The sequence below is a fragment of the Polaromonas sp. genome (genome assembly GCF_035638815.1).
Taxonomy (GTDB): domain Bacteria; phylum Pseudomonadota; class Gammaproteobacteria; order Burkholderiales; family Burkholderiaceae_C; genus Polaromonas.
Window position 1 is genome coordinate 1 of the sequence record NZ_DASQZG010000005.1, and the last position, 21906, is coordinate 21906.

Genomic DNA, 21906 nt, shown 5'->3' on the forward strand with positions numbered 1-21906 from the left:
CGTCGGTATCCTCTTGCGCGGCACCAAGCGTGAAGACGTCCAGCGTGGTCAAGTTCTGTGCAAGCCAGGTTCGATCAAGCCGCACACCCACTTCACCGGCGAGATCTACGTTCTGTCAAAAGACGAAGGCGGCCGTCACACACCGTTCTTCAACAACTACCGTCCCCAGTTCTACTTCCGTACAACGGACGTGACTGGTGCGATCGAGTTGCCAGAAGGCAAAGAGATGGTGATGCCAGGCGACAACGTGTCGATCACCGTCAAGCTGATCAACCCGATCGCGATGGAAGAAGGTCTGCGTTTCGCCATCCGTGAGGGCGGCAAAACCGTCGGCGCGGGTGTTGTGGCCAAGATTCTTGCGTAATTAATTTTTTGGGGACTGGCTGCTAAAGCCAAGGCTTTTGTTCTGCTCCCCATCTGACAGGAGATAAAGGGGTATAGCTCAATTGGCAGAGCGTCGGTCTCCAAAACCGAAGGTTGTAGGTTCGATTCCTACTGCCCCTGCCACCCATCTTTCGGCATTGCTTCAAGATGAGAGTGGTGTTCAGTAGAACTATGAAAGCCCGCCGGAGTCCAAAAAACCCCAGGCGGGCTTAAGCGTCTCAAAGGACGCGCGAAGAAAACAGGAATTCAGGCAATCATGGCCACTTCTCAAGTTGAAACCGTCAGCACAACTGCCGACAAGGCCAAGCTCGCGCTCGCAGTAGCCCTGGTGATCGGCGCGCTCGCGGGGTTTTATCTGCTTTCCAAGCAGGGGCAAATTGCGCAGTGGGGTGGTCTGATTGCTGGCCTGGTGGCGGCCGTGGTTGTTTTCCTGACTTCTGAGCCTGGCAAGCAATTTGTGGCGTTCGGACGTGATTCGTGGCGCGAAGTCAAAAAAGTCGTATGGCCTACCCGCAAGGAAACCATTCAGATGACGGCCTATGTTTTTGGCTTTGTTGTCATCATGGCCCTCTTTTTGTGGCTCACCGATAAAACGCTTGAGTGGGTGTTTTACGACCTGATACTGGGGTGGAAGAAATAATGAGCGATATAAACGGTGACGTGATCAGCGAAGTCGCTGCTGGTACATCCCTGCAGCCAACCCCTGGCATGCAGTGGTATGTGGTGCATGCCTATTCCGGCATGGAAAAGGCCGTCGAGCGCAATATTGTCGAGCGCATCAACCGCGCCGGCATGCAGGCCAAATTTGGCCGTTTCCTGGTGCCCACTGAGGAAGTGGTCGAGATCAAAAACGGCCAGAAAAAAACAACAGAACGCCGTTTTTTCCCTGGCTACGTGCTGGTCGAAATGGTGATGGACGACGAGAGCTGGCACTTGGTGAAGCACACCAACAAGGTGACTGGTTTTGTCGGCGGCGCGAAAAATCGCCCAGCTCCGATTTCGGAAGAAGACGTCCAGAAAATTGTCAACCAGATGCAGGTCGGTACCGAGAAGCCGCGTCACAAGGTTGAGTTTGAAACCGGCGAATATGTCCGCGTCAAGGATGGTCCGTTCACTGACTTCAACGGCACTGTCGAAGAAGTCAATTACGACAAGAACAAAGTGCGCGTGTCTGTCACGATTTTCGGCCGTGCGACACCTGTTGAGCTTGAATTCAGCCAGATCGAGAAGACCTAAATTTCGGTCCGGCTTTAAGGTTCGCGCTTTGCAACTCGGCGCGATGGGTTCTTCCAGAACCATGAGTGAGTTGTGTAACCCCCGGGGAGCCTTGGCCCGTCTTTGACGGAGTCCTGGCGTTTGTACCCGCAAGGAGAAAAGTATGGCGAAAAAAATCGTCGGCTTCATCAAGCTGCAAGTGCCAGCTGGTAAGGCCAACCCGTCCCCCCCGATTGGCCCGGCTTTGGGTCAGCGCGGCTTGAACATCATGGAATTCTGCAAGGCATTTAATGCCCAGACCCAGGGTGTTGAGCCTGGTCTGCCACTGCCCGTGGTGATCACGGCATTTGCCGACAAGAGCTTTACCTTTGTCATCAAGACACCTCCCGCAGGCGTCCTGATCAAGAAGGCCATCAAGCTCGACAAGGGCTCGGCTACACCGCACACGGTGAAGGTTGGCAAGATTTCCCGCGCACAGCTGGAAGAAATTGCCAAGACCAAAATGAAAGACATGACGGCTGCAGACCTTGACGCTGCAGTTCGCACGATTGCTGGTACGGCTCGCTCCATGGGCGTGTCGGTGGAGGGTGTTGTATGAGCAAACTGACAAAGCGCCAAAAAACCATTGGCGACAAAATCGACAGCAACAAGCTGTACCCCGTGGCTGACGCCCTGGGTCTGGTCAAAGAGTTCGCGGTTGCCAAGTTCGATGAGTCCATCGACGTGGCCGTGCAACTCGGTATTGACGCCAAGAAATCTGATCAAGTCGTTCGCGGCGCTGTCGTGTTGCCAAACGGCACCGGCAAAACCAAGCGTGTCGCCGTGTTTGCCCAAGGCGCCAAGGCTGAAGAAGCCAAGGCCGCCGGCGCTGACATCGTCGGCATGGACGATCTGGCTGCCGACATCAAGGCCGGCAAGATGGACTTCGACGTGGTGATCGCATCGCCAGACGCCATGCGTGTTGTCGGTACCCTGGGCCAGATTCTCGGCCCACGTGGTTTGATGCCCAACCCGAAAGTCGGCACGGTGACCCCTGATGTGGCAACGGCTGTGAAAAACGCCAAAGCCGGTCAGGTCCAGTTCCGTGTGGACAAAGCCGGTATCGTGCACGGCACGATCGGCCGTCGTTCCTTCGACACCGACAAGCTCCAGAGCAACCTGGCTGCATTGATCGACGCGCTGACCAAGGCCAAGCCTGCGTCAAGCAAGGGTGTTTATTTGAGAAAAGTCGCAGTTTCGTCAACGATGGGTGTGGGCGTTCGCGTCGACACACAAACCATCGCGGCGTAATTGCAAAAAATTTGGGCGGCCCGCAGGGGTTGCTCAAAGTGGTGGGCTGTCGGGAGTTATACCCCGGCGGGCCATCCAGGACCGTTGGTGTGGCCGATGAAATTCGGCCACTTAATCGTCGAAAGACAGCCAACGCAGATGGCGGTCCCGCTGCTTGAATGGTTTTGAAAAGAATCTGAAAAACAGTTGGTCGCTGAATATAGGCGTGTGGATTGGAGAGGGCGGCGGCGCCATCTGTGAAACACATTATTAAGGAGTAGACCTTGAGTCTCAACCGCAGTGAGAAACAAGCCGTCATTGATGAAGTGACTGGCCTCGCCGCTAAAGCTCAAACGCTCGTGATGGCGGAATACCGTGGAATCACGGTCGCTGACATGACCAAGCTTCGCAGCCAAGCCCGCGACAAAGGCGTGAACCTGAGTGTGTTGAAAAACACCCTGGCTCGCCGTGCCGTGGCTGGCAGCTCGTTTGATGTCCTGTCCGACCAGATGACCGGTCCGCTGATCTATGGCTTTTCGACCGATGCCGTGGCTGCTGCCAAGGTAGTTGCCGACTTCGCAAAAACCAATGACAAGTTGGTGATTCGCGCAGGCGCAATGGGTGGAAAAATCCTGGACGTGAACGGCGTGAAGCAGCTCGCAAACATCCCTTCGAAAGAAGTGCTGCTTGCTCAGTTGCTGGGCTTGATGCAATCCCCCATTTCGCGGACGGCACGTGTGCTGGCTGCACTGGCGGAAAAACGAGGCGCTGGCAGCGACGTTGTCGCAGCCGCAGAGCCTGCAGCAGAAGCTGCAGCGGCGTAAGCGACGTATTTGCGGGACAGTCGGCTGCGCCAGTCGCAAGCTCTGTTCCCAACTGTTTATAGATATTTTTTAGGAAATCAAAATGGCATTCGATAAAGACGCATTTTTGACCGCGCTTGACGGCATGACGGTCCTCGAACTCAACGATCTGGTGAAAGCCATCGAAGAGAAATTTGGCGTGAGCGCTGCAGCGATGGCTGCACCTGGCGGCGGTGGCGGCGGTGCTGCTGCACCGGCTGCTGAAGAGAAGACTGAATTCAATGTGATGCTGCTCGAAGCTGGCGCCAACAAGGTCCAGGTCATCAAGGCAGTTCGCGAGATCACCGGTCTGGGCCTCAAAGAAGCCAAGGATCTGGTTGACGGCGCACCAAAGGCTGTCAAGGAAGCCGCACCAAAGGCTGACGCCGAAGCTGCCAAGAAAAAGCTCGAAGAAGCCGGCGCGAAAGTCGAACTCAAGTAATTCTTGTGTTTCGCGAAGGCTGGAAGTCCGGATTCGGCTTCCAGCCTTTCGTGCTTTCAAGGACGGTCTTCTTCGTGCCATTTGGCGCGCCTTGAAGACCTCTTTGGAACCACTGGCAAGCAGATTTGACGAAAATCTTTTTGCCAGTGCTTCCTGACCCCGACTGCAGGAAACGCCTTGGTTCGGGCAACGTGCAATGCGTTGCCGTCCGCCATGGTTGGTAGTGGCCAACCACCAAGTCTGATTGAGTACGTGGTGTATTCAGTCAAGACAGTCGCCAGAGCTTAACAAACGAGTGACCCAGACTTGTTTGTGTCCCAAAAAGCGGAGAACTCATGGCCTATTCCTATACCGAACGCAAGCGAATTCGCAAAAGTTTCGGCAGCCGCGAGAGCGTGCTGAATGTTCCTTATCTGTTGCAGATGCAGAAAGACGCGTACACGGCGTTTCTGCAGGCCGATCGCGCGCCGCAAAAACGCACCGTCGAAGGCCTTCAGGCTGCATTCGAAAATGCTTTCCCCATCGTCTCGCACAACGGTTTTGTCGAGATGAAGTTTCTCGAGTACAACCTGGCGAAGCCCGCGTTTGACGTGCGTGAATGCCAGACTCGCGGTCTGACCTTTGCGTCGGCCGTGCGCGCCAAAGTGCAACTCATTATTTATGACCGCGAGTCGTCGACTTCGCAGTCCAAGGTCGTCAAGGAAGTCAAGGAGCAGGAAGTCTATATGGGCGAAGTACCGCTCATGACTGACAAAGGCTCGTTCGTCATCAACGGCACCGAGCGCGTGATCGTTTCCCAGCTGCACCGCTCCCCCGGCGTGTTTTTTGAACACGACAAGGGCAAGACCCACAGCTCCGGCAAGCTCCTGTTTTCGGCCCGCATCATTCCTTACCGCGGTTCATGGCTGGACTTCGAGTTCGACCCGAAAGACGTGTTGTACTTCCGCGTGGACCGCCGCCGCAAGATGCCGGTCACGATTCTGCTCAAGGCCATTGGCCTGAACCCAGAGTCCATCCTCGCGAACTTCTTTGTGTTCGACCATTTCCGTCTGATGGACAGCGGTGCGCAAATGGAGTTTGTCGCCGAGCGCATGCGCGGCGAGGTTGCCCGTTTTGACATCACTGACAAAAACGGCAAAGTTGTTATTCCAAAAGACAAGCGCATCACAGTGCGCCACACGCGTGAGCTGGAGCAGACCAGCACATCCACTATCAGCGTCCCCGAGGACTTCCTGATCGGCCGTGTGGTCGCCAAGAACATTGTCGAAGCCGAGACCGGTGAGATCATTGCCAAGGCCAACGACGAGTTGACCGAGGTATTGCTCAAGAAGCTGCGCCTGGCCGGCGTGCAGGACCTGCAGGTTCTGTACACCAACGAGCTGGATCAGGGTGCGTACATCTCGCAAACCCTGCGCGCTGACGAAACAGCCGACGAATTTGCCGCCCGCGTGGCCATCTACCGCATGATGCGTCCCGGTGAGCCACCAACAGAAGACGCGGTTCAGGCTTTGTTCCAGCGACTGTTCTACAACCCCGACACCTACGATCTGTCCAAGGTTGGCCGCATGAAGTTCAACGCCCGTGTGGGTCGCGACACTTCGACTGGTCCCATGGTCATGACCAACGAGGACATCCTCGCGGTCGTCAAGATCCTGGTTGACCTGCGTAACGGCAATGGCGAAGTCGATGACATCGACCACTTGGGTAATCGCCGCGTGCGTTGCGTCGGCGAACTCGCTGAAAACCAATACCGCACCGGTCTGGCACGTATCGAAAAAGCCGTGAAAGAGCGTCTGGGTCAGGCTGAGCAAGAGCCTTTGATGCCGCACGATCTGATCAACAGCAAGCCGATTTCCGCTGCGCTGAAGGAATTCTTCGGCGCGTCGCAGCTGTCCCAGTTCATGGACCAGACCAATCCGCTGTCCGAGATCACCCACAAGCGCCGTGTATCGGCCCTTGGCCCCGGTGGTTTGACGCGCGAGCGTGCCGGCTTTGAAGTGCGTGACGTGCATGTGACCCATTACGGCCGCGTTTGCCCGATTGAAACACCCGAAGGCCCGAACATTGGTCTGATCAACTCGCTGGCACTGTATGCGCGCTTGAACGAATACGGTTTTATTGAGACACCGTATCGCCGTGTGGTGGACAGCAAGATCACGACCCAGATTGACTACCTGTCCGCGATCGAAGAAGGCAAATACGTCATCGCCCAGGCCAATGCGCTGCTTGACGAAAGCGGCAAGCTGACTGGTGACTTGGTCTCCGCCCGTGAAAACGGCGAGTCAGTGCTGGTCAGCGCGGAGCGTATCCAGTACATGGACGTGTCGCCCGCCCAGATCGTGTCGGTCGCCGCTTCACTCGTGCCCTTCCTGGAGCACGATGATGCCAACCGCGCGTTGATGGGCGCCAACATGCAGCGTCAGGCCGTTCCTGTGCTGCGTCCCGAGAAGGCCTTTGTCGGCACCGGTATCGAGCGCGTTTCTGCGATTGACTCCGGCACGGTGGTCACGGCCACCCGTGGCGGCGTTGTTGACTACGTCGATGCAACGCGTATTGTGGTTCGCGTGAACGACGCTGAAGCGCAAGCCGGCGAAGTGGGCGTGGACATCTACAACCTGATCAAGTACCAGCGTTCCAACCAGAACACCAACATCCATCAGCGCCCCATCGTCAAGATGGGCGACAAGCTGTCCAAGGGTGATGTGATTGCAGACGGTGCATCGACCGACATCGGCGAACTGGCCCTGGGCCAGAACATGCTGGTGGCTTTCATGCCCTGGAACGGCTACAACTTCGAGGATTCGATCCTGATTTCCGAGCGTGTGGTGGCTGAAGACCGCTACACCTCGATTCACATCGAAGAACTCGTGGTCATGGCTCGGGACACCAAGCTGGGCTCGGAAGAGATCACCCGCGACATTCCCAATCTGTCCGAGCAGCAGCTCAACCGTCTTGACGAGTCCGGCATTATTTATGTCGGTGCTGAAGTCCAGCCGGGCGACACGCTGGTTGGCAAGGTCACGCCAAAAGGCGAGACCACGCTGACACCGGAAGAAAAACTGCTGCGCGCCATCTTCGGCGAAAAAGCCAGCGATGTGAAAGACACCTCTCTGCGCGTGAGCCAAGGCTCGCAAGGCACGGTTATTGACGTGCAGGTCTTCACCCGTGAAGGCATTGTGCGCGACAAGCGTGCCCAGCAGATCATTGACGACGAGCTCAAGCGTTTCCGCCTGGATCTGAACGACCAGCTGCGCATCGTGGAAGCCGACGCTTTTGACCGTATCGAAAAGCTGCTGAACGGCAAAATCGCCAATGGCGGACCGAAGAAGCTGGCCAAGGGCAGCAAGATCGACAAGGCCTATCTGGCTGATGTCGAGAAGTATCACTGGTTTGACATCCGTCCTGCAGATGACGAAGTCGCTTCGCAGCTTGAGAGTGTCAAAAACTCGATGGAGCAGACGCGCCACAGCTTTGACCTGGCTTTTGAAGAAAAGCGCAAAAAGCTCACGCAGGGCGACGAACTGCCAGCTGGCGTGCTCAAGATGGTCAAGGTTTACCTTGCTGTCAAACGCCGCCTGCAACCTGGCGACAAGATGGCCGGCCGTCACGGCAACAAGGGTGTGGTCTCCAAGATCGTGCCTGTCGAAGACATGCCTTACATGGCAGACGGCACACCGTGCGACATCGTGCTGAATCCGCTGGGCGTGCCTTCACGGATGAACGTGGGCCAGGTGCTGGAAGTTCACCTGGGCTGGGCCGCCAAAGGCCTGGGCCACCGTATTGGTGACATGTTGCAAGCGGAAGCCAAGGTGGCTGAAGTGCGCAAGTTCATGGACACGCTGTACAACAAGTCTGGCCGCCAGGAAGAGCTCGGCAAATTGTCAGACGCTGAAGTCATCGAGATGGCTGGCAACCTGTCCACCGGTGTTCCTTTCGCCACGCCCGTGTTTGACGGCGCGTCGGAAGCGGAAATCATGGCCATGTTGCAACTGGCTTACCCGGACGACATTGCCAAGGCCAAAGGCCTGACAGCAACACGTACGCAAGCCCAGTTGTATGACGGACGCACGGGCGATCAGTTCGAGCGCACCACAACCGTTGGCTACATGCACGTTCTGAAACTTCACCATCTGGTGGACGACAAGATGCACGCCCGTTCTACCGGACCGTACTCGCTGGTTACGCAGCAGCCTCTGGGCGGCAAGGCGCAATTCGGTGGACAGCGTTTCGGCGAGATGGAGGTCTGGGCGCTGGAAGCTTACGGCGCTGCTTACACGCTGCAGGAAATGCTCACCGTCAAGTCCGACGACGTGCAGGGCCGCACCAAGGTGTACGAAAGCATCGTCAAGGGCGAGCACGCCATCACGGCCGGCATGCCCGAGTCGTTCAACGTGCTGGTTAAAGAGATTCGTTCGCTCGGTATTGATATCGAACTCGAACGCAGCTAATCAACAGGAAAGAAAAGGATTTAAAAATGAAATCATTACTCGACCTGTTCAAGCAATTCACGCCGGATGAGCATTTTGATGCCATCAAGATCGGCATGGCCTCGCCCGAGAAGATCCGCTCGTGGTCTTTCGGTGAAGTCAAGAAACCTGAAACCATCAACTACCGCACCTTCAAGCCCGAGCGCGATGGTCTTTTTTGCGCCAAGATTTTTGGCCCCATCAAGGACTACGAGTGCCTGTGCGGCAAGTACAAACGCCTGAAGCACCGCGGTGTCATCTGCGAGAAGTGCGGCGTTGAAGTCACGCAAACCAAGGTTCGCCGCGAGCGCATGGGTCACATCGACCTGGCCGCACCGTGCGCGCACATCTGGTTTCTGAAGTCGCTGCCGTCGCGTCTGGGCCTGGTGCTCGACATGACATTGCGCGACATCGAACGCGTGTTGTACTTTGAAGCATATGTGGTGACTGACCCTGGCATGACCCCGCTGAAGAAGTTCAGCATCATGTCCGAAGACGACTATGACGCCAAGCGCAAGGAATATGGTGACGAGTACGTCGCCAAGATGGGCGCTGAAGGTATCAAGGACCTGCTCGAAGGGCTGGACCTGGATGTCGAAATCGACAAGCTGCGCAACGACCTGACCGGTTCCGAAATCAAGATCAAGAAAAACGCCAAGCGTTTGAAATTGATGGAAGCGTTCAAGAAGTCCGGTATCAAGCCGGGCTGGATGGTGCTCGATGTTCTGCCCGTGTTGCCTCCGGACCTGCGTCCACTGGTGCCGCTGGATGGTGGCCGCTTCGCGACCTCTGACCTGAACGACCTGTACCGCCGCGTCATCAACCGCAACAGCCGTCTGCGCCGTTTGCTGGAACTGAAAGCGCCGGAGATCATTGCCCGCAATGAAAAGCGCATGTTGCAGGAAGCTGTGGACTCGCTGCTGGACAACGGCCGCCGTGGCAAAGCCATGACGGGCGCCAACAAGCGCGCACTGAAGTCTTTGGCAGACATGATCAAAGGCAAGTCAGGCCGTTTCCGCCAGAACTTGCTGGGCAAACGCGTCGACTACTCTGGCCGTTCTGTCATTACCGTGGGCCCAACGCTCAAGCTGCACCAGTGCGGTTTGCCGAAGTTGATGGCTCTGGAGCTGTTCAAGCCCTTCATCTTCTCGCGCCTGGAAGCCATGGGCATTGCGACCACCATCAAGGCGGCCAAGAAGGAAGTTGAATCCGGCACACCAGTGGTGTGGGACATCCTGGAAGAGGTCATCAAAGAGCACCCCGTGATGCTGAACCGTGCGCCTACGCTGCACCGTTTGGGCATTCAGGCTTTTGAGCCCATCCTGATCGAAGGCAAGGCTATCCAGCTGCACCCACTCGTCTGCTCGGCCTTCAACGCCGACTTTGACGGTGACCAGATGGCTGTCCACGTGCCCCTGTCGGTTGAGGCGCAAATGGAAGCACGCACCTTGATGCTCGCGTCGAACAATATTTTGTTCCCTGCCAGCGGTGAGCCTTCCATTGTTCCGTCGCAAGACGTTGTGCTGGGTCTGTACTACACCACCCGCGACCGTACCAACGGCAAGGGCGAAGGTCTGATTTTCGCCGACACCGGTGAAGTGCAGCGCGCTTTCGATGCGGGTGAGGTTGACCTCAATGCCCGCGTCAATGTGCGTTTGACCGAGTACGTGAAAAACAAGGAAACCGGTGAGTTCACCGCGTCCACCAAGCTGTGGGAAACCACGGCCGGCCGCGCTTTGCTGTCCGAAATCCTGCCAAAAGGTTTGCCTTTCTCCAACATCAACAAGGCGTTGAAGAAGAAGGAAATCTCCAAGCTCATCAACGTGTCTTTCCGCAAGTGCGGCTTGAAAGAGACCGTGGTGTTTGCCGACAAGCTGTTGCAGGCGGGTTTCCGCCTGGCGACCAAGGCCGGCATTTCCATCTGCATCGACGACATGCTGGTGCCTAAAGAGAAGCACACCATCATTGCGCGCGCCAAGAAGGAAGTCAAAGAGATCGAGCAGCAATACGTCTCGGGTCTGGTGACCTCCGGTGAGCGCTACAACAAGGTGGTGGACATTTGGGGCAAGTCGGGCGACGAAGTCTCCAAGGTCATGATGGCCCAGCTTTCGAAAGAAAAAGTCATCGACCGTCACGGCAAGGAAGTGGAGCAGGAGTCTTTCAACTCCATCTACATGATGGCCGACTCTGGCGCCCGTGGTTCCCCTGCGCAGATTCGCCAGGTTGCCGGTATGCGCGGTTTGATGGCCAAGCCAGACGGCTCGATCATCGAGACGCCGATCACCGCCAACTTCCGCGAAGGTCTGAACGTGCTGGAGTACTTTATCTCCACCCACGGTGCCCGTAAGGGTCTGGCCGACACGGCGCTGAAAACCGCCAACTCCGGCTACCTGACGCGCCGCCTGTGCGACGTGGTTCAGGATCTGGTGGTCACCGAAGACGATTGCGGCACACAAAATGGCTCGGTCATGCGCGCCATTGTTGAAGGCGGTGAGGTGATTGAATCCCTGCGCGACCGCGTGCTGGGCCGTACCACGGTCGAGGATGTGCTCCATCCCGAGAATCGTTCGGTTCTGGCCAAAGCGGGTGTCATGCTCGAAGAAGACCTGATCGACGACCTTGAGCTGGCAGGTGTGGATGAGCTCAAAGTGCGCACCGCCCTGAATTGCGAAACCCGCTTCGGACTTTGCGCCAAGTGTTATGGCCGCGATCTGGGTCGTGGTGGTCTGATCAACATCGGCGAGGCGGTCGGCATTATTGCTGCGCAGTCGATCGGTGAGCCCGGCACACAGCTGACCATGCGGACCTTCCACATTGGTGGTGCGGCATCGCGTGCGGCCATTGCGTCCAGCGTTGAGGCCAAGTCCAACGGCGTGATCGGTTTCAACGCACCGATGCGTTATGTGACCAACAGCAAAGGCGAGCTGGTTGTGATTGCCCGTTCCGGCGAAATCGTCATTCATGACGAGCATGGGCGTGAGCGTGAGCGCCACAAGGTGCCGTACGGAGCCATCCTGGCGGTCAAGGCTGACCAGACCATCAAGGCTGGCGCCATTTTGGCTAACTGGGACCCGCTGACCCGACCCATCATTACCGAGTTTGCAGGCAAAACCCTGTTCGAGAATGTTGAAGAAGGCGTGACAGTTGCCAAGCAGCTCGACGAGGTGACCGGTCTGTCCACCCTGGTGGTGATCGATCCGAAACGCCGCGGCGCGACCAAGGTGATTCGTCCGCAGGTCAAGCTGATTGATGCATCCGGCAATGAAGTCAAGATTCCCGGCACGGATCACTCGGTGACGATTGGCTTCCAGGTGGGTGCGCTGGTTCAGGTGCGTGACGGTCAGGATGTGGGCCCAGGCGAAGTGTTGGCACGTATTCCGGTCGAAGGCCAGAAGACGCGAGACATCACCGGTGGTCTGCCACGTGTGGCCGAGCTGTTTGAGGCCCGTACCCCGAAAGACAAGGGCACACTGGCCGAAATGACCGGTACCGTGTCGTTTGGTAAAGAGACCAAAGGCAAGGTTCGCCTGCAGATCACTGATCCTGATGGCAAAGTCTGGGAAGACCTCGTGCCAAAAGAGAAAAACATCCTGGTGCATGAAGGCCAAGTTGTGAACAAGGGCGAGAGCATTGTGGACGGCCCTGCCGACCCACAGGACATTCTGCGTTTGCTGGGCATGGAAGAGCTGGCTCGCTACATCGTCGACGAAGTGCAGGACGTTTACCGCTTGCAGGGCGTGAAGATCAACGACAAGCACATTGAAGTGATTGTTCGCCAGATGCTGCGCCGTGTCGTTGTTGAAAGCGTGGGGGACTCCAGCTACATCGCTGGTGAACAGGTCGAGCGTTCAGTCATTCTGGATGCCAACGACGCCTTGCGCGGTGAAGACAAGATTCCCGCAACCTTCAGCAACCTGTTGCTTGGTATCACCAAGGCATCGCTGTCGACCGACTCGTTCATTTCTGCGGCTTCCTTCCAGGAAACCACCCGCGTGCTCACCGAGGCTGCCATCATGGGCAAGCGCGACGAGTTGCGTGGTCTGAAAGAAAACGTGATCGTCGGCCGTCTGATCCCTGCCGGTACCGGCATGGCTTACCACGAAGCCCGCAAAGCCAAGGACCTGATGGACGACGCCGAGCGCCGTGCCATCGCCGAGGCGGAAGCAGCCGAGCTGGAAGCCCAGCCAGAAGCAGCCAGCAGCGAAGGTGCTGCCAGCGAATAAGCTGCCAGTATCCGCTATAAAAAGCATAGCGCCTCACGCCCGATTTAAAAGGGCGTGAGGCGTTTTTCGTTGTGAAGATGACGACGGCGCATCGAATGGAAGCGTCAGGCGCTGTACATTGCCCCGCCTTGTCGGCTACAGTCGCCGGAGCCGGCTGGCACCCCGCCGCAGCTTATGGAAAGAAGGTTTTATGTCCACCACTTCTCTGGTTCTGATTGCCGTGTCTGCCTTGCTGCTGTTTTGGGCAGTCGGTGCGTACAACCGGCTCGTGCGCCTGAAAAACGTGATCGCCAACGCTTTCGGGCAGATCGATGTGCAGCTCAAACGCCGTTATGACCTGATTCCCAATCTGGTCGAAGCCGCCAAAAAGTATCTGCAACATGAACGCGAAACGCTGGAGGCGGTGATCGCCGCGCGCAATCAGGCGCGTACCGCGAGCGATGCTGCACGAAGCCGGCCGACGGGTGCGTCCGAGGTCATGGCGCTGGCGGTCGCCGAGCAGGCGCTGAGCGGAAGTCTGGCGCGCCTCTTTGCCGTCGCCGAAGCTTATCCCGAGCTCAAGGCCGACGACACCATCCGCGAGCTCAGCGAAGAGCTGACCAGTACCGAGAACAAGGTGGCTTTTGCGCGGCAGGCTTATAACGACGCGGTGCTCGACTACAACAACGCGCAGGGGCAATTTCCGCCTGTGCTGATTGCGCGCCTGTTTGGCTTTGCGCCTTCTGCCATGCTGCAGGCAACACAAAGCCCCGCGGAACGCGAGGCGGTTCGGATCCAGATGTAGAGAATGTGGCCCCCACGGTCGCTCACTTCGTGTAGCTCCCTGCACCTTGCAGGCCGCCGCTCGCCAGAGGCTTCGCTTCTGGCGCCTGTCCGAACCTGCTCAAGCAGGCTCGGAGCCGCAGGCGCCAGCCCCGAGGGGGCCGCTGCGCCTGCGACCCGGCGGAGCCGGTTCCGCGTCCCCGGCTGGTTTGAATACAAGAATCCCACGCTTGTCGCTTTGCCTCTTTCGCCTAACCAAGTTCAATATGCGATTCTTTGAACAACAGGAGAGTGCTCGCGCACAGACTCGCCACTTGCTGCTGCTGTTTGGCGTGGCAGTCGTGCTTCTGGTGCTGGCCGTGAACGCGAGCCTGGCGTTGACCTGGCGGCTGGTCACGCCGGGCTTCAGCGGATACCCAGCTTACTTCTTTCACGTCAATACCATCATGACGCTGGTCTTTGTGTTGGGCGGCTGGTGGATGGAGACGTCCAACCTTACCGGTGGTGGCGAAAAGCTGGCGCGCCGTGTTGGCGCCCGTGAAGCCTGGCCGTCGGTGCGCCTTGAGGAGCAAAAGCTTTGGAACATTGCCAGTGAACTGGCCATTGCCGCCAGCATGTCTGTTCCCCGGGTCATGGTGCTGGACCGGGCGGGCAGCATCAACGCTTTTGCTGCGGGATGGGATGAGGACGACTCCATCATTGCCGTGACACGCGGCGCGCTCGACCATCTGACCCGTGACGAGCTGCAAGGCCTGGTGGCGCATGAGCTAAGCCACATCCGTGAGGGCGACACGCGCCTGAACATGCGTCTGGCGGGCATGGTCTTCGGACTTGAGATGATTTTTAATCTTGGCGTCACCATGTGCGAGCGCGGTTCAAACGGTCAACGCAGCTTTCTTGCTTTGCCGGGGGTAGCCATCGTGGCTGTGGGTTTTCTCGGCTGGGTGGCGGGGCGGGCGCTCAAGGCTGCTGTGTCGCGCCAGCGCGAGTTTCTGGCTGATGCACGTGCTGTTCAGTTCACCCGCAGCAAGGATGGGCTGGGTGGTGTGCTGCGCAAGGTTGCCAGCCAGCAGGGCACAGACCCAACGCCAAGCTTTCACTCCGCTGTGCAGCACATGCTGCTGGTTGGGCGGGATGCCAAGCCCCACTGGTTTGACTCGCACCCACCGCTGGCCGAGCGGATACGCCGCATCTATGGTCGCCCGATGTCGGCGCTGGCGGTGAAGAGGGATGAATTGTTTCCAACTCAGCCGGGTGCCCTGCTTTAAGTGCATAAGCACATCACGATTGATTTGAAGGCGGCCGTTCCACCACGCGCCGAAGTACTGGATACTCCCTATGGCTCGCCTTCCGTGGCGCGTTAAATTGACAATTTGTAAAAACCGCGAGGAGACGCTGTGAAGATAAAAAATCCCGTACCGAAGTTGGCCTTCCTGTTGGCCATCACAGCGTCATCGCTGGCCCACGCGCAAAGCAATGCGTCGCAGCAAACGCTCTACACCCGCAGCCTGGCTGCCACTTGCGCCAATTGCCACGGCACCGATGGCCGGGCTGTGCAGGGCTCCGCGGTGATCTCTCTGGCGGGTATGGATCGAAGCTATCTCGCGACCCAGCTCAAGGCCTTCAAGTCCGGCGCCCGGCCAGCTACCGTGATGCACCAAATCAGCAAGGGGTATAGCGACGCGCAGATCGAGACGCTTGCTGACTACTTTGCCGCACAAAAGAAATAAGGAGAAATTCAATGCAACGCCGTTCCTTTCTCCAGTCTTCTGCCGCCCTCAGCCTGCTGGGTTTGAGCGCCTGCGCTTCCATGAGCATTCCCGCCAAAGCCCGTGTGGTCGTGGTCGGTGGTGGTTACGGCGGCGCTACTGCCGCCAAATATGTGCGCCTGCTGTCGGACTACAAAATCGATGTGGTGCTGATCGAGCCCCAGGCCGCTTTTGTTTCATGCCCCATCTCCAACCTGGTGCTCAGCGGCGGCAAGCAGATTGCCGACGTCACCACGCCCTACACCGGGCTGTCCAAAAATCATGGCGTGACAGTTGTGCGCGACATGGTCTCCTCCATTGACACTGCAAAACGGTTTGTCACCCTGGCTGGTGGATCCACCATCGCTTACGACAAGCTGGTGGTGTCGCCGGGGGTTGACCTGATGTACAGCAGCATTGCCGGATTGCAAGAGGCCAATGCTGCGGGCCAGATTCTGCAAGCCTGGAAGGCCGGCGCTGAAACACTGGCGCTGCGCAAGCAGCTGGAAGCCATGCCCGACGGTGGTGTGTACGCCATCACCATTCCAGAGGCGCCTTACCGTTGCCCTCCCGGCCCTTATGAGCGGGCATCTGTCATTGCAGGTTATTTCAAGGCCTTCAAGCCGCGCAGCAAGGTGTTGATTCTGGACGCCAACCCCGATGTCACCTCCAAGGGGCCGCTGTTCAAAAAAGTCTGGGCCGAACAATACAAAGGCATCGTCGAGTACCGGGGCCAGCACAAGGCCACCGCGGTGGATGCCAGGGCCGGCGTTATCAAGTTTGACGTGCAGGAAGATGTCAAAGCCAATGTGCTGAATGTGCTGCCTTCCATGCGCGCGGGCGCCATCGCCGTGCAGACGGGCTTGAACAACCTGGCCAACAACCGCTGGTGCGGCGTCAATTACCAGACCTTTGAATCCACTGTGGCTGCCAACGTGTTTGTGCTGGGTGACTCGATCCAGATCGCGCCCGGCATGCCCAAGAGCGGCCATATGGCCAACAACCATGGCAAAGTGGCTGCGGCGGCGATCGTGGCGCAGCTGTCAGGTTGGGATGTCAACCCCGCTCCCATGCTCACCAACACCTGCTACAGCTTCGTGGACAACAAAAACGTGGTCCACGTGGCGAGCGTGCATGAGTACGTGGCGGCAGAGAAAACCTTCAAGACCGTGGCCGGTTCGGGCGGCGTCAGTGTCGGGCCGACAGAGCTTGAAGGCACCTATGCGCTGAGCTGGGCGAGCAATATCTGGGCTGATAGCCTGATCTGAACTACCGGCGACGTTCCGCGTCCGATCCCGAATTGCAAGCAGGGGCCGCGGAACCGGCTCTGCCGGGCCGCAGGCGCAGCGGCCCCCTCGGGGGGGCAGGGAGCTACACGCAGTGAGCGACCGTGGGGGCTAACATACCTCCATGCAAGACAACCCCAACCAAATCCCCCTGTGGCGCCAGCTTCAGGGGGCTGCTTTTTTATTAATGGCCGTCCGCGCGGGCCGCTCCATGACGGCTGCGCTGGAGGACGTTGACACGTCCATCCGGCCGGGCGTGCAGGCGCTGGGTTTTCATGCCCTGCGTCATCTCGGCCGGGCCGAAGCGCTCCGCCAGCAACTCGCCAGCCGGCCCCCGCCCCCAGAGGCTGACGCCTTGCTTTGCGTGGCCCTGGCGCTGATCTGGATGGAGGAGGGTGCGCCCTACACCGTTCATACCCTGGTTGATCAGGCGGTGGAAGCCGCCAAAAACAGCGAAGAAACGCGGCATCAGGCCAGCTTTATCAATGGTTGTCTGCGGCGCTTTTTGCGCGAGCGCGATGCGCTGGTTGCCGTCACCGAGAGGCATCCCCAGGCGGTGTGGAACCACCCGCAATGGTGGATAGACCGGCTGCGCAAGGACCACCCCGGGCATTGGCAGGCCATCCTGCACGCCAACAACACCCGGGCACCGCTTATCCTGCGTATTAATAAACGAAAAACGACTTCTGCCCAATATTTACGGGCGCTGTCAGCTATGAATATAGGAGCATCTGCCGCTGGTGAACATGGCGTCGTGCTGGCCCATGCGCAGTCTGTACCGTCCCTGCCTGGCTACGCGGAGGGGCAATTTTCAGTCCAGGATGCGGCCGCGCAGCTCGCCGCGCCTTTGCTGCTTGCCGGGCTCGCTGCTGGCGATGGCGGTCGCCTCAGGGTCCTCGATGCCTGCGCCGCGCCGGGTGGCAAAACCGCCCATTTGCTGGAGCGGGCTGATTGCGATGTGACCGCACTCGACATTGATGCACGCCGCTGCGAGCGCATTGGGCAGAACCTGCAGCGGCTCGGCCTGCAGGCCAATGTGCGGGTGGGTGACGCCGCCAGCCCTGCCGGCTGGTGGGACGGGCGCCCCTATGACGCCATTTTGCTCGACGCGCCCTGTACCGCGTCGGGCATCGTGCGCCGCCACCCGGACGTGCGCTGGCTGCGCCGGCCAACGGACATCGCGCAGCTGGCCGCTCTGCAGCTGAAGCTGCTGGAGGCGCTGTGGCCCCTGGTCAAGCCGGGTGGCAGGCTGCTTTACTGCACCTGCTCGGTTTTCCGGGCTGAGGGCGAGCAGCAGGCTCAAACGTTTGTTACACACCACAAAGATGCCTCTTTGATGCCATCACCCGGTCATTTACTGCCTCAAAGTGGCAGTGGGGAGACTGACTTCCCGGACAATTTGAAGGGTGAGCACGACGGGTTTTATTACGCACTTTTTGAAAAAAGCAAGGCTTGACGCAGTGATGCGGCGTGCGTGGGCGTTTTGCCTGTGCCTGTTGTTGGTCTATGCCAGCCCGGCACTGGCCGCAGATGTCAGCCAGATGAAGCTGGAGCGGTCTGAAGACACGGTTTTCCTCTCGGCCAGCGTCAAGTTCGACTTGCCCCCGGTGGTGGAGGACGCACTTCTCAAGGGCATTCCGCTGTTTTTTGTGGCTGAGGCCGACATCTACCGCGACCGCTGGTACTGGTATGACAAACGCGTCACCACGGCCACACGTACCCTGCGACTGGCCTACCAGCCGCTCACGCGGCGCTGGCGCCTCAATGTGATGTCGGGCGCCATCAGCGTGACCGGCCTGCGAGCATCCCTCAGCCAGAGTTATGACAGCCTGCCTGAAGCCCTTGCGTCGATTCAGCGCATTTCCCGCTGGCGTATCGCCGACGCGGCAGAAATTGAGTCTGACGCCAGGCACAACGTCCAGTTCCGTTTCCGGCTGGACTTATCCCAGCTACCGCGTCCCTTCCAGATTGGAGTTGCGGGTCAGAAGGACTGGGCTGTGTCGATCGAGGAGACCCGCCAATTGGTGGCAGAGCCCATACGCGAGGCTTCTAAAGATCCAGGCAAAGACCCAGTCCCAGAGGTCTCCAAGTGAGCCTGAAGGGCGGCGTCTCGGGGCTAAAAAGCAGCCCGGCCTTCCGCTGGACGGTGGGCGTCGGCATCGGAATCATGGCGGCACTGGGCCTGGTGCTGCTGTTTTTGCTGACCCAAGCCACCGGCAACCGCGAGCTGTACGAACAAAATTACGTCCGCCTTTTTGCGCTGAACGTGGCTGTGGCGGGCTTGCTGCTCATGGTCATTGGCTGGATTGTGTTTCGCCTCATCGTGCGGTTGCGCAAAGGCAAGTTTGGCAGTCGTCTGCTGGTCAAGCTGGCCGCCATCTTTGCGCTGGTGGGCTTGCTGCCCGGCATGATGATTTATGTGGTGTCCTATCAGTTTGTATCCCGCTCCATCGAGAGCTGGTTTGACGTCAAGGTGGAGGGCGCGCTGGACGCCGGGCTTAATTTGGGCCGCGTGACACTGGATACGCTGGCGACCGAGCTCTCCAACAAAACCCGGGTGGCCGCAGGGCAGCTGACCCAGACCTCTGACGCCTCCGCCGGACTCGCGCTTGAGCGCTTGCGCGAGCAGCTCTCTGTCAGCGACGTGGTGCTGTGGACCGCATCGGGGCAGATGATTGCCAGTGCTGGCGACTCACGGTATTCCCTCAAGCCCGAGCGACCGCCGGCGCAGCTGCTTCGCACGGCACGCACGCAGCGCGTCGCCACCCAGATTGAGGGCCTGGACGAGGTCACCTTGCCGGGGGCTGAAGGCGCCAGCGGGGGAGCGGGCATCACAGGCGCACCTGCTACGGTGCCGCGCATCAAGGCGCTGGCGCTGATCAACAACCCCAGCGTCGGCCTTCTTGGTGAAAGCCGGTTTCTGCAAGTCACTGAAGTTTTGCCAGCCAGCCTGGTTGCCAATGCCATCGCGGTGCAAGAGGCCAACCGCGAATACCAGGAGCGCGCGCTGGCCCGGGGCGGCCTGCGCAAAATGTACATAGGCACACTCACGCTCAGTTTGTTCCTGGCGGTGTTTGGCGCGGTGCTGTTGGCGGTGTTGCTGGGCAATCAGTTGGCCAAGCCTTTGCTGGTGCTGGCAGAAGGCGTGAAGCAGGTGGCCCAGGGCGACTTGACCCCCAAGGCGGCCCTGCAGGGCAAAGACGAACTGGGTGGCCTGACGCGCTCGTTTGCTGTCATGACCCAGCAGCTGTCCGATGCCCGCGGTGCCGTACAAAAGAGCATGGACCAGGTAGACGCCGCCCGCGCCAACCTGCAGACCATTCTGGACAACCTGACCGCTGGTGTTATGGTGCTGGACCTCAAAGGCCGCATCCAGACGAGCAACCCCGGCGCCACCCGAATCCTGCGCGCACCCCTGGCAGCGCATCATGGTCAGCTTCTTAGTGAGGTCCCCGGTCTGGAGGTTTTTGCGCAAGGCGTGCAGACCCAGTTTGACACCTACTTCGGCGAAAACCAGCAGCACGACATTGAACACTGGCAGCAGTCGTTTGAACTCAATGCGGCGCAACCGGGTGCGCCTGACAACGCCATCACACTGATTGCCCGGGGCGCAAAAATGCCGGGCAACGAATGCCTGCTGGTGTTTGACGATGTGTCCGAAATGGTGTCGGCCCAGCGTGCCCAGGCTTGGGGCGAAGTGGCGCGCCGCCTTGCCCACGAAATCAAAAACCCGCTCACGCCTATTCAACTCTCGGCTGAACGGCTGGAGATGAAGCTTACCGGCAAGGTGGGTGAGACCGAGCAAATCCTGCTGACCAAATCCGTCAAAACCATTGTTGACCAGGTCGATGCGATGAAGCGGCTGGTGAATGAGTTTCGCGATTACGCCCGTTTGCCCGCCGCAGAACTCAAGCCGCTGGACCTGAACGCACTCGTCAACGATGTGATTCAGCTTTATGCCAGCGACAACGCCGTGGTGCCGGTGCATACCGAGCTTGATGCCAATGCGCCGCATATCAAAGGGGACGACCAGCAAATCCGGCAGGTCATTCACAACTTGTTGCAAAACGCTCAAGATGCACAAGACGGCATTTCTCCAGACCATAAAGGCGTGGTGACGCTGCGGACCGAGTACTCGCCAACCTCGCGTCGGGTGCGCCTGATCGTGCGCGATAACGGCACCGGCTTCCCCGAGCACATCCTGAAACGGGCCTTTGAGCCCTACGTGACCACCAAGGTCAAGGGCACTGGACTGGGCCTAGCCGTCGTCAAAAAAATCGCCGATGAGCACGGCGCCCGCATCGATATTTCAAACCGGGTCGTGGATGGCGCCGTGAAAGGGGCTCAAGTGTCGTTATCATTCGCGGTGGTAACTTGACAACACTTGTGCGCGGCCCAGCCGCAGCAGGCCGGTAACTGGCGGGACTAACGATTCAATCATGGCAAATATTCTGGTAGTCGACGACGAGCTCGGTATACGCGACCTGCTTTCGGAAATTCTCAATGACGAGGGTCATCAGGTTGAGCTCGCAGAAAACGCAGCCCAGGCCCGCGCCGCCAGAGGCCGCGCCCGGCCCGACCTGGTATTGCTCGACATCTGGATGCCCGACACCGATGGTGTGAGCCTGCTCAAAGAGTGGTCCTCAGGCGGTTTGCTGACCATGCCGGTCATCATGATGAGTGGCCACGCCACCATCGACACTGCCGTTGAAGCCACCAAGATCGGCGCCATGGCTTTTCTTGAAAAACCCATCACGCTGCAGAAACTGCTGAAAGCAGTTGAGCAGGGCCTGGTGAAATCAGCAGGCCGCAAACCAGTCGTCGTACCCACAGCAGTGCTGCACGCCGTCGACATGACCGTAGAAGCCGTCATGACCAGCGGCGCCGTGCCTCTGCCAGTCGACTTGGGACCGCAACCCACTCAAAGCTTCTCGCTTGAAAAACCCCTGCGTGATGCGCGCGACGAATTTGAAAAAGCGTACTTCGAATTTCACCTGGCTAAAGAAGGTGGCTCCATGACCCGGGTGGCCGAAAAGACTGGCCTTGAGCGCACCCACCTGTACCGCAAGCTCAAGCAACTTGGCGTAGACCTGACCCGCGGCAAGCGCGCCGCCTGATATATAATCGTGGGCTCAATAGGCCCGGTAGCTCAGTCGGTAGAGCAGAGGATTGAAAATCCTTGTGTCGGTGGTTCGATTCCGCCCCAGGCCACCATCTTTCTTTCTCAGTAGGTCCCGAGTCAGCTCACAAGTCTTTGTAGATCAAGGAC

Annotated in this window: 16 protein-coding genes, 2 tRNA genes and 1 pseudogene; all 19 read left to right on the forward strand. The window is 58.6% G+C overall.

Annotation, left to right across the window (positions count from 1 at the left end; translation table 11 throughout):
- Positions 1-364: pseudogene (gene tuf, locus VE934_RS02190) on the forward strand (elongation factor Tu); the annotation flags it as partial.
- A gap of 67 nt (positions 365-431) precedes the next feature.
- Positions 432-507 (forward strand) — tRNA-Trp (locus VE934_RS02195).
- Between the two features lie 133 nt (positions 508-640).
- Positions 641-1024: a preprotein translocase subunit SecE gene (gene secE, locus VE934_RS02200; protein ID WP_324883891.1), complete on the forward strand. Its 384-nt coding sequence runs from the start codon at positions 641-643 to the stop codon at positions 1022-1024.
- Complete coding sequence (nusG, locus tag VE934_RS02205) at positions 1024-1620, forward strand: transcription termination/antitermination protein NusG (protein ID WP_414693799.1); 597 nt, start codon at positions 1024-1026, stop codon at positions 1618-1620. The genes secE and nusG overlap by 1 nt, the downstream gene beginning before the upstream one ends.
- Before the next feature lie 142 nt (positions 1621-1762).
- Complete coding sequence (rplK, locus tag VE934_RS02210; protein WP_188708843.1) at positions 1763-2197, forward strand: 50S ribosomal protein L11; 435 nt, start codon at positions 1763-1765, stop codon at positions 2195-2197.
- A complete protein-coding gene (gene rplA, locus VE934_RS02215) occupies positions 2194-2889 on the forward strand; it encodes a 50S ribosomal protein L1 (RefSeq protein ID WP_324883896.1) in 696 nt (231 codons plus the stop codon). Before rplK ends, rplA begins: the two co-directional genes overlap by 4 nt.
- 263 nt (positions 2890-3152) lie before the next feature.
- Complete coding sequence (gene rplJ / locus VE934_RS02220) at positions 3153-3692, forward strand: 50S ribosomal protein L10 (RefSeq protein WP_324883898.1); 540 nt, start codon at positions 3153-3155, stop codon at positions 3690-3692.
- Positions 3693-3774: 82 nt separating this feature from the next.
- Complete coding sequence (rplL, locus tag VE934_RS02225) at positions 3775-4152, forward strand: 50S ribosomal protein L7/L12 (RefSeq protein WP_324883900.1); 378 nt, start codon at positions 3775-3777, stop codon at positions 4150-4152.
- A 335-nt stretch (positions 4153-4487) separates the two neighbouring features.
- On the forward strand, positions 4488-8600 hold the full coding sequence (rpoB, locus tag VE934_RS02230; RefSeq protein ID WP_324883902.1) for a DNA-directed RNA polymerase subunit beta: 4113 nt from the start codon (positions 4488-4490) through the stop codon (positions 8598-8600).
- 26 nt (positions 8601-8626) lie between these two features.
- Positions 8627-12841 carry a DNA-directed RNA polymerase subunit beta' gene (gene rpoC / locus VE934_RS02235; RefSeq protein ID WP_324883904.1) on the forward strand — a complete coding sequence of 1405 codons (4215 nt, stop codon included), beginning with the start codon at positions 8627-8629 and terminating at the stop codon, positions 12839-12841.
- A 190-nt stretch (positions 12842-13031) separates the two neighbouring features.
- Positions 13032-13625: a LemA family protein gene (locus VE934_RS02240; RefSeq protein WP_324883906.1), complete on the forward strand. Its 594-nt coding sequence runs from the start codon at positions 13032-13034 to the stop codon at positions 13623-13625.
- Between the two features lie 244 nt (positions 13626-13869).
- Positions 13870-14871 carry a M48 family metalloprotease gene (locus VE934_RS02245; protein ID WP_324883908.1) on the forward strand — a complete coding sequence of 334 codons (1002 nt, stop codon included), beginning with the start codon at positions 13870-13872 and terminating at the stop codon, positions 14869-14871.
- Between the two features lie 129 nt (positions 14872-15000).
- Positions 15001-15333: a c-type cytochrome gene (locus VE934_RS02250; RefSeq protein WP_324883910.1), complete on the forward strand. Its 333-nt coding sequence runs from the start codon at positions 15001-15003 to the stop codon at positions 15331-15333.
- An 11-nt stretch (positions 15334-15344) separates the two neighbouring features.
- Positions 15345-16619 (forward strand): NAD(P)/FAD-dependent oxidoreductase, encoded by a 1275-nt coding sequence (locus VE934_RS02255; RefSeq protein ID WP_324883912.1) that lies wholly within the window; start codon positions 15345-15347, stop codon positions 16617-16619.
- A gap of 142 nt (positions 16620-16761) precedes the next feature.
- The gene (rsmB, locus tag VE934_RS02260) at positions 16762-18093 is read left to right on the forward strand and encodes a 16S rRNA (cytosine(967)-C(5))-methyltransferase RsmB (RefSeq protein ID WP_324883914.1); all 1332 of its coding nucleotides are present in this window, start codon (positions 16762-16764) and stop codon (positions 18091-18093) included.
- Between the two features lie 7 nt (positions 18094-18100).
- A complete protein-coding gene (locus VE934_RS02265) occupies positions 18101-18730 on the forward strand; it encodes a DUF4390 domain-containing protein (RefSeq protein WP_324884101.1) in 630 nt (209 codons plus the stop codon).
- Complete coding sequence (locus tag VE934_RS02270) at positions 18727-21015, forward strand: sensor histidine kinase (protein WP_324883916.1); 2289 nt, start codon at positions 18727-18729, stop codon at positions 21013-21015. Before VE934_RS02265 ends, VE934_RS02270 begins: the two co-directional genes overlap by 4 nt.
- Before the next feature lie 61 nt (positions 21016-21076).
- Positions 21077-21754 (forward strand): response regulator, encoded by a 678-nt coding sequence (locus tag VE934_RS02275; protein ID WP_324883918.1) that lies wholly within the window; start codon positions 21077-21079, stop codon positions 21752-21754.
- Positions 21755-21775: 21 nt separating this feature from the next.
- Positions 21776-21851 (forward strand) — tRNA-Phe (locus VE934_RS02280).
- Positions 21852-21906: the final 55 nt, after the last annotated feature.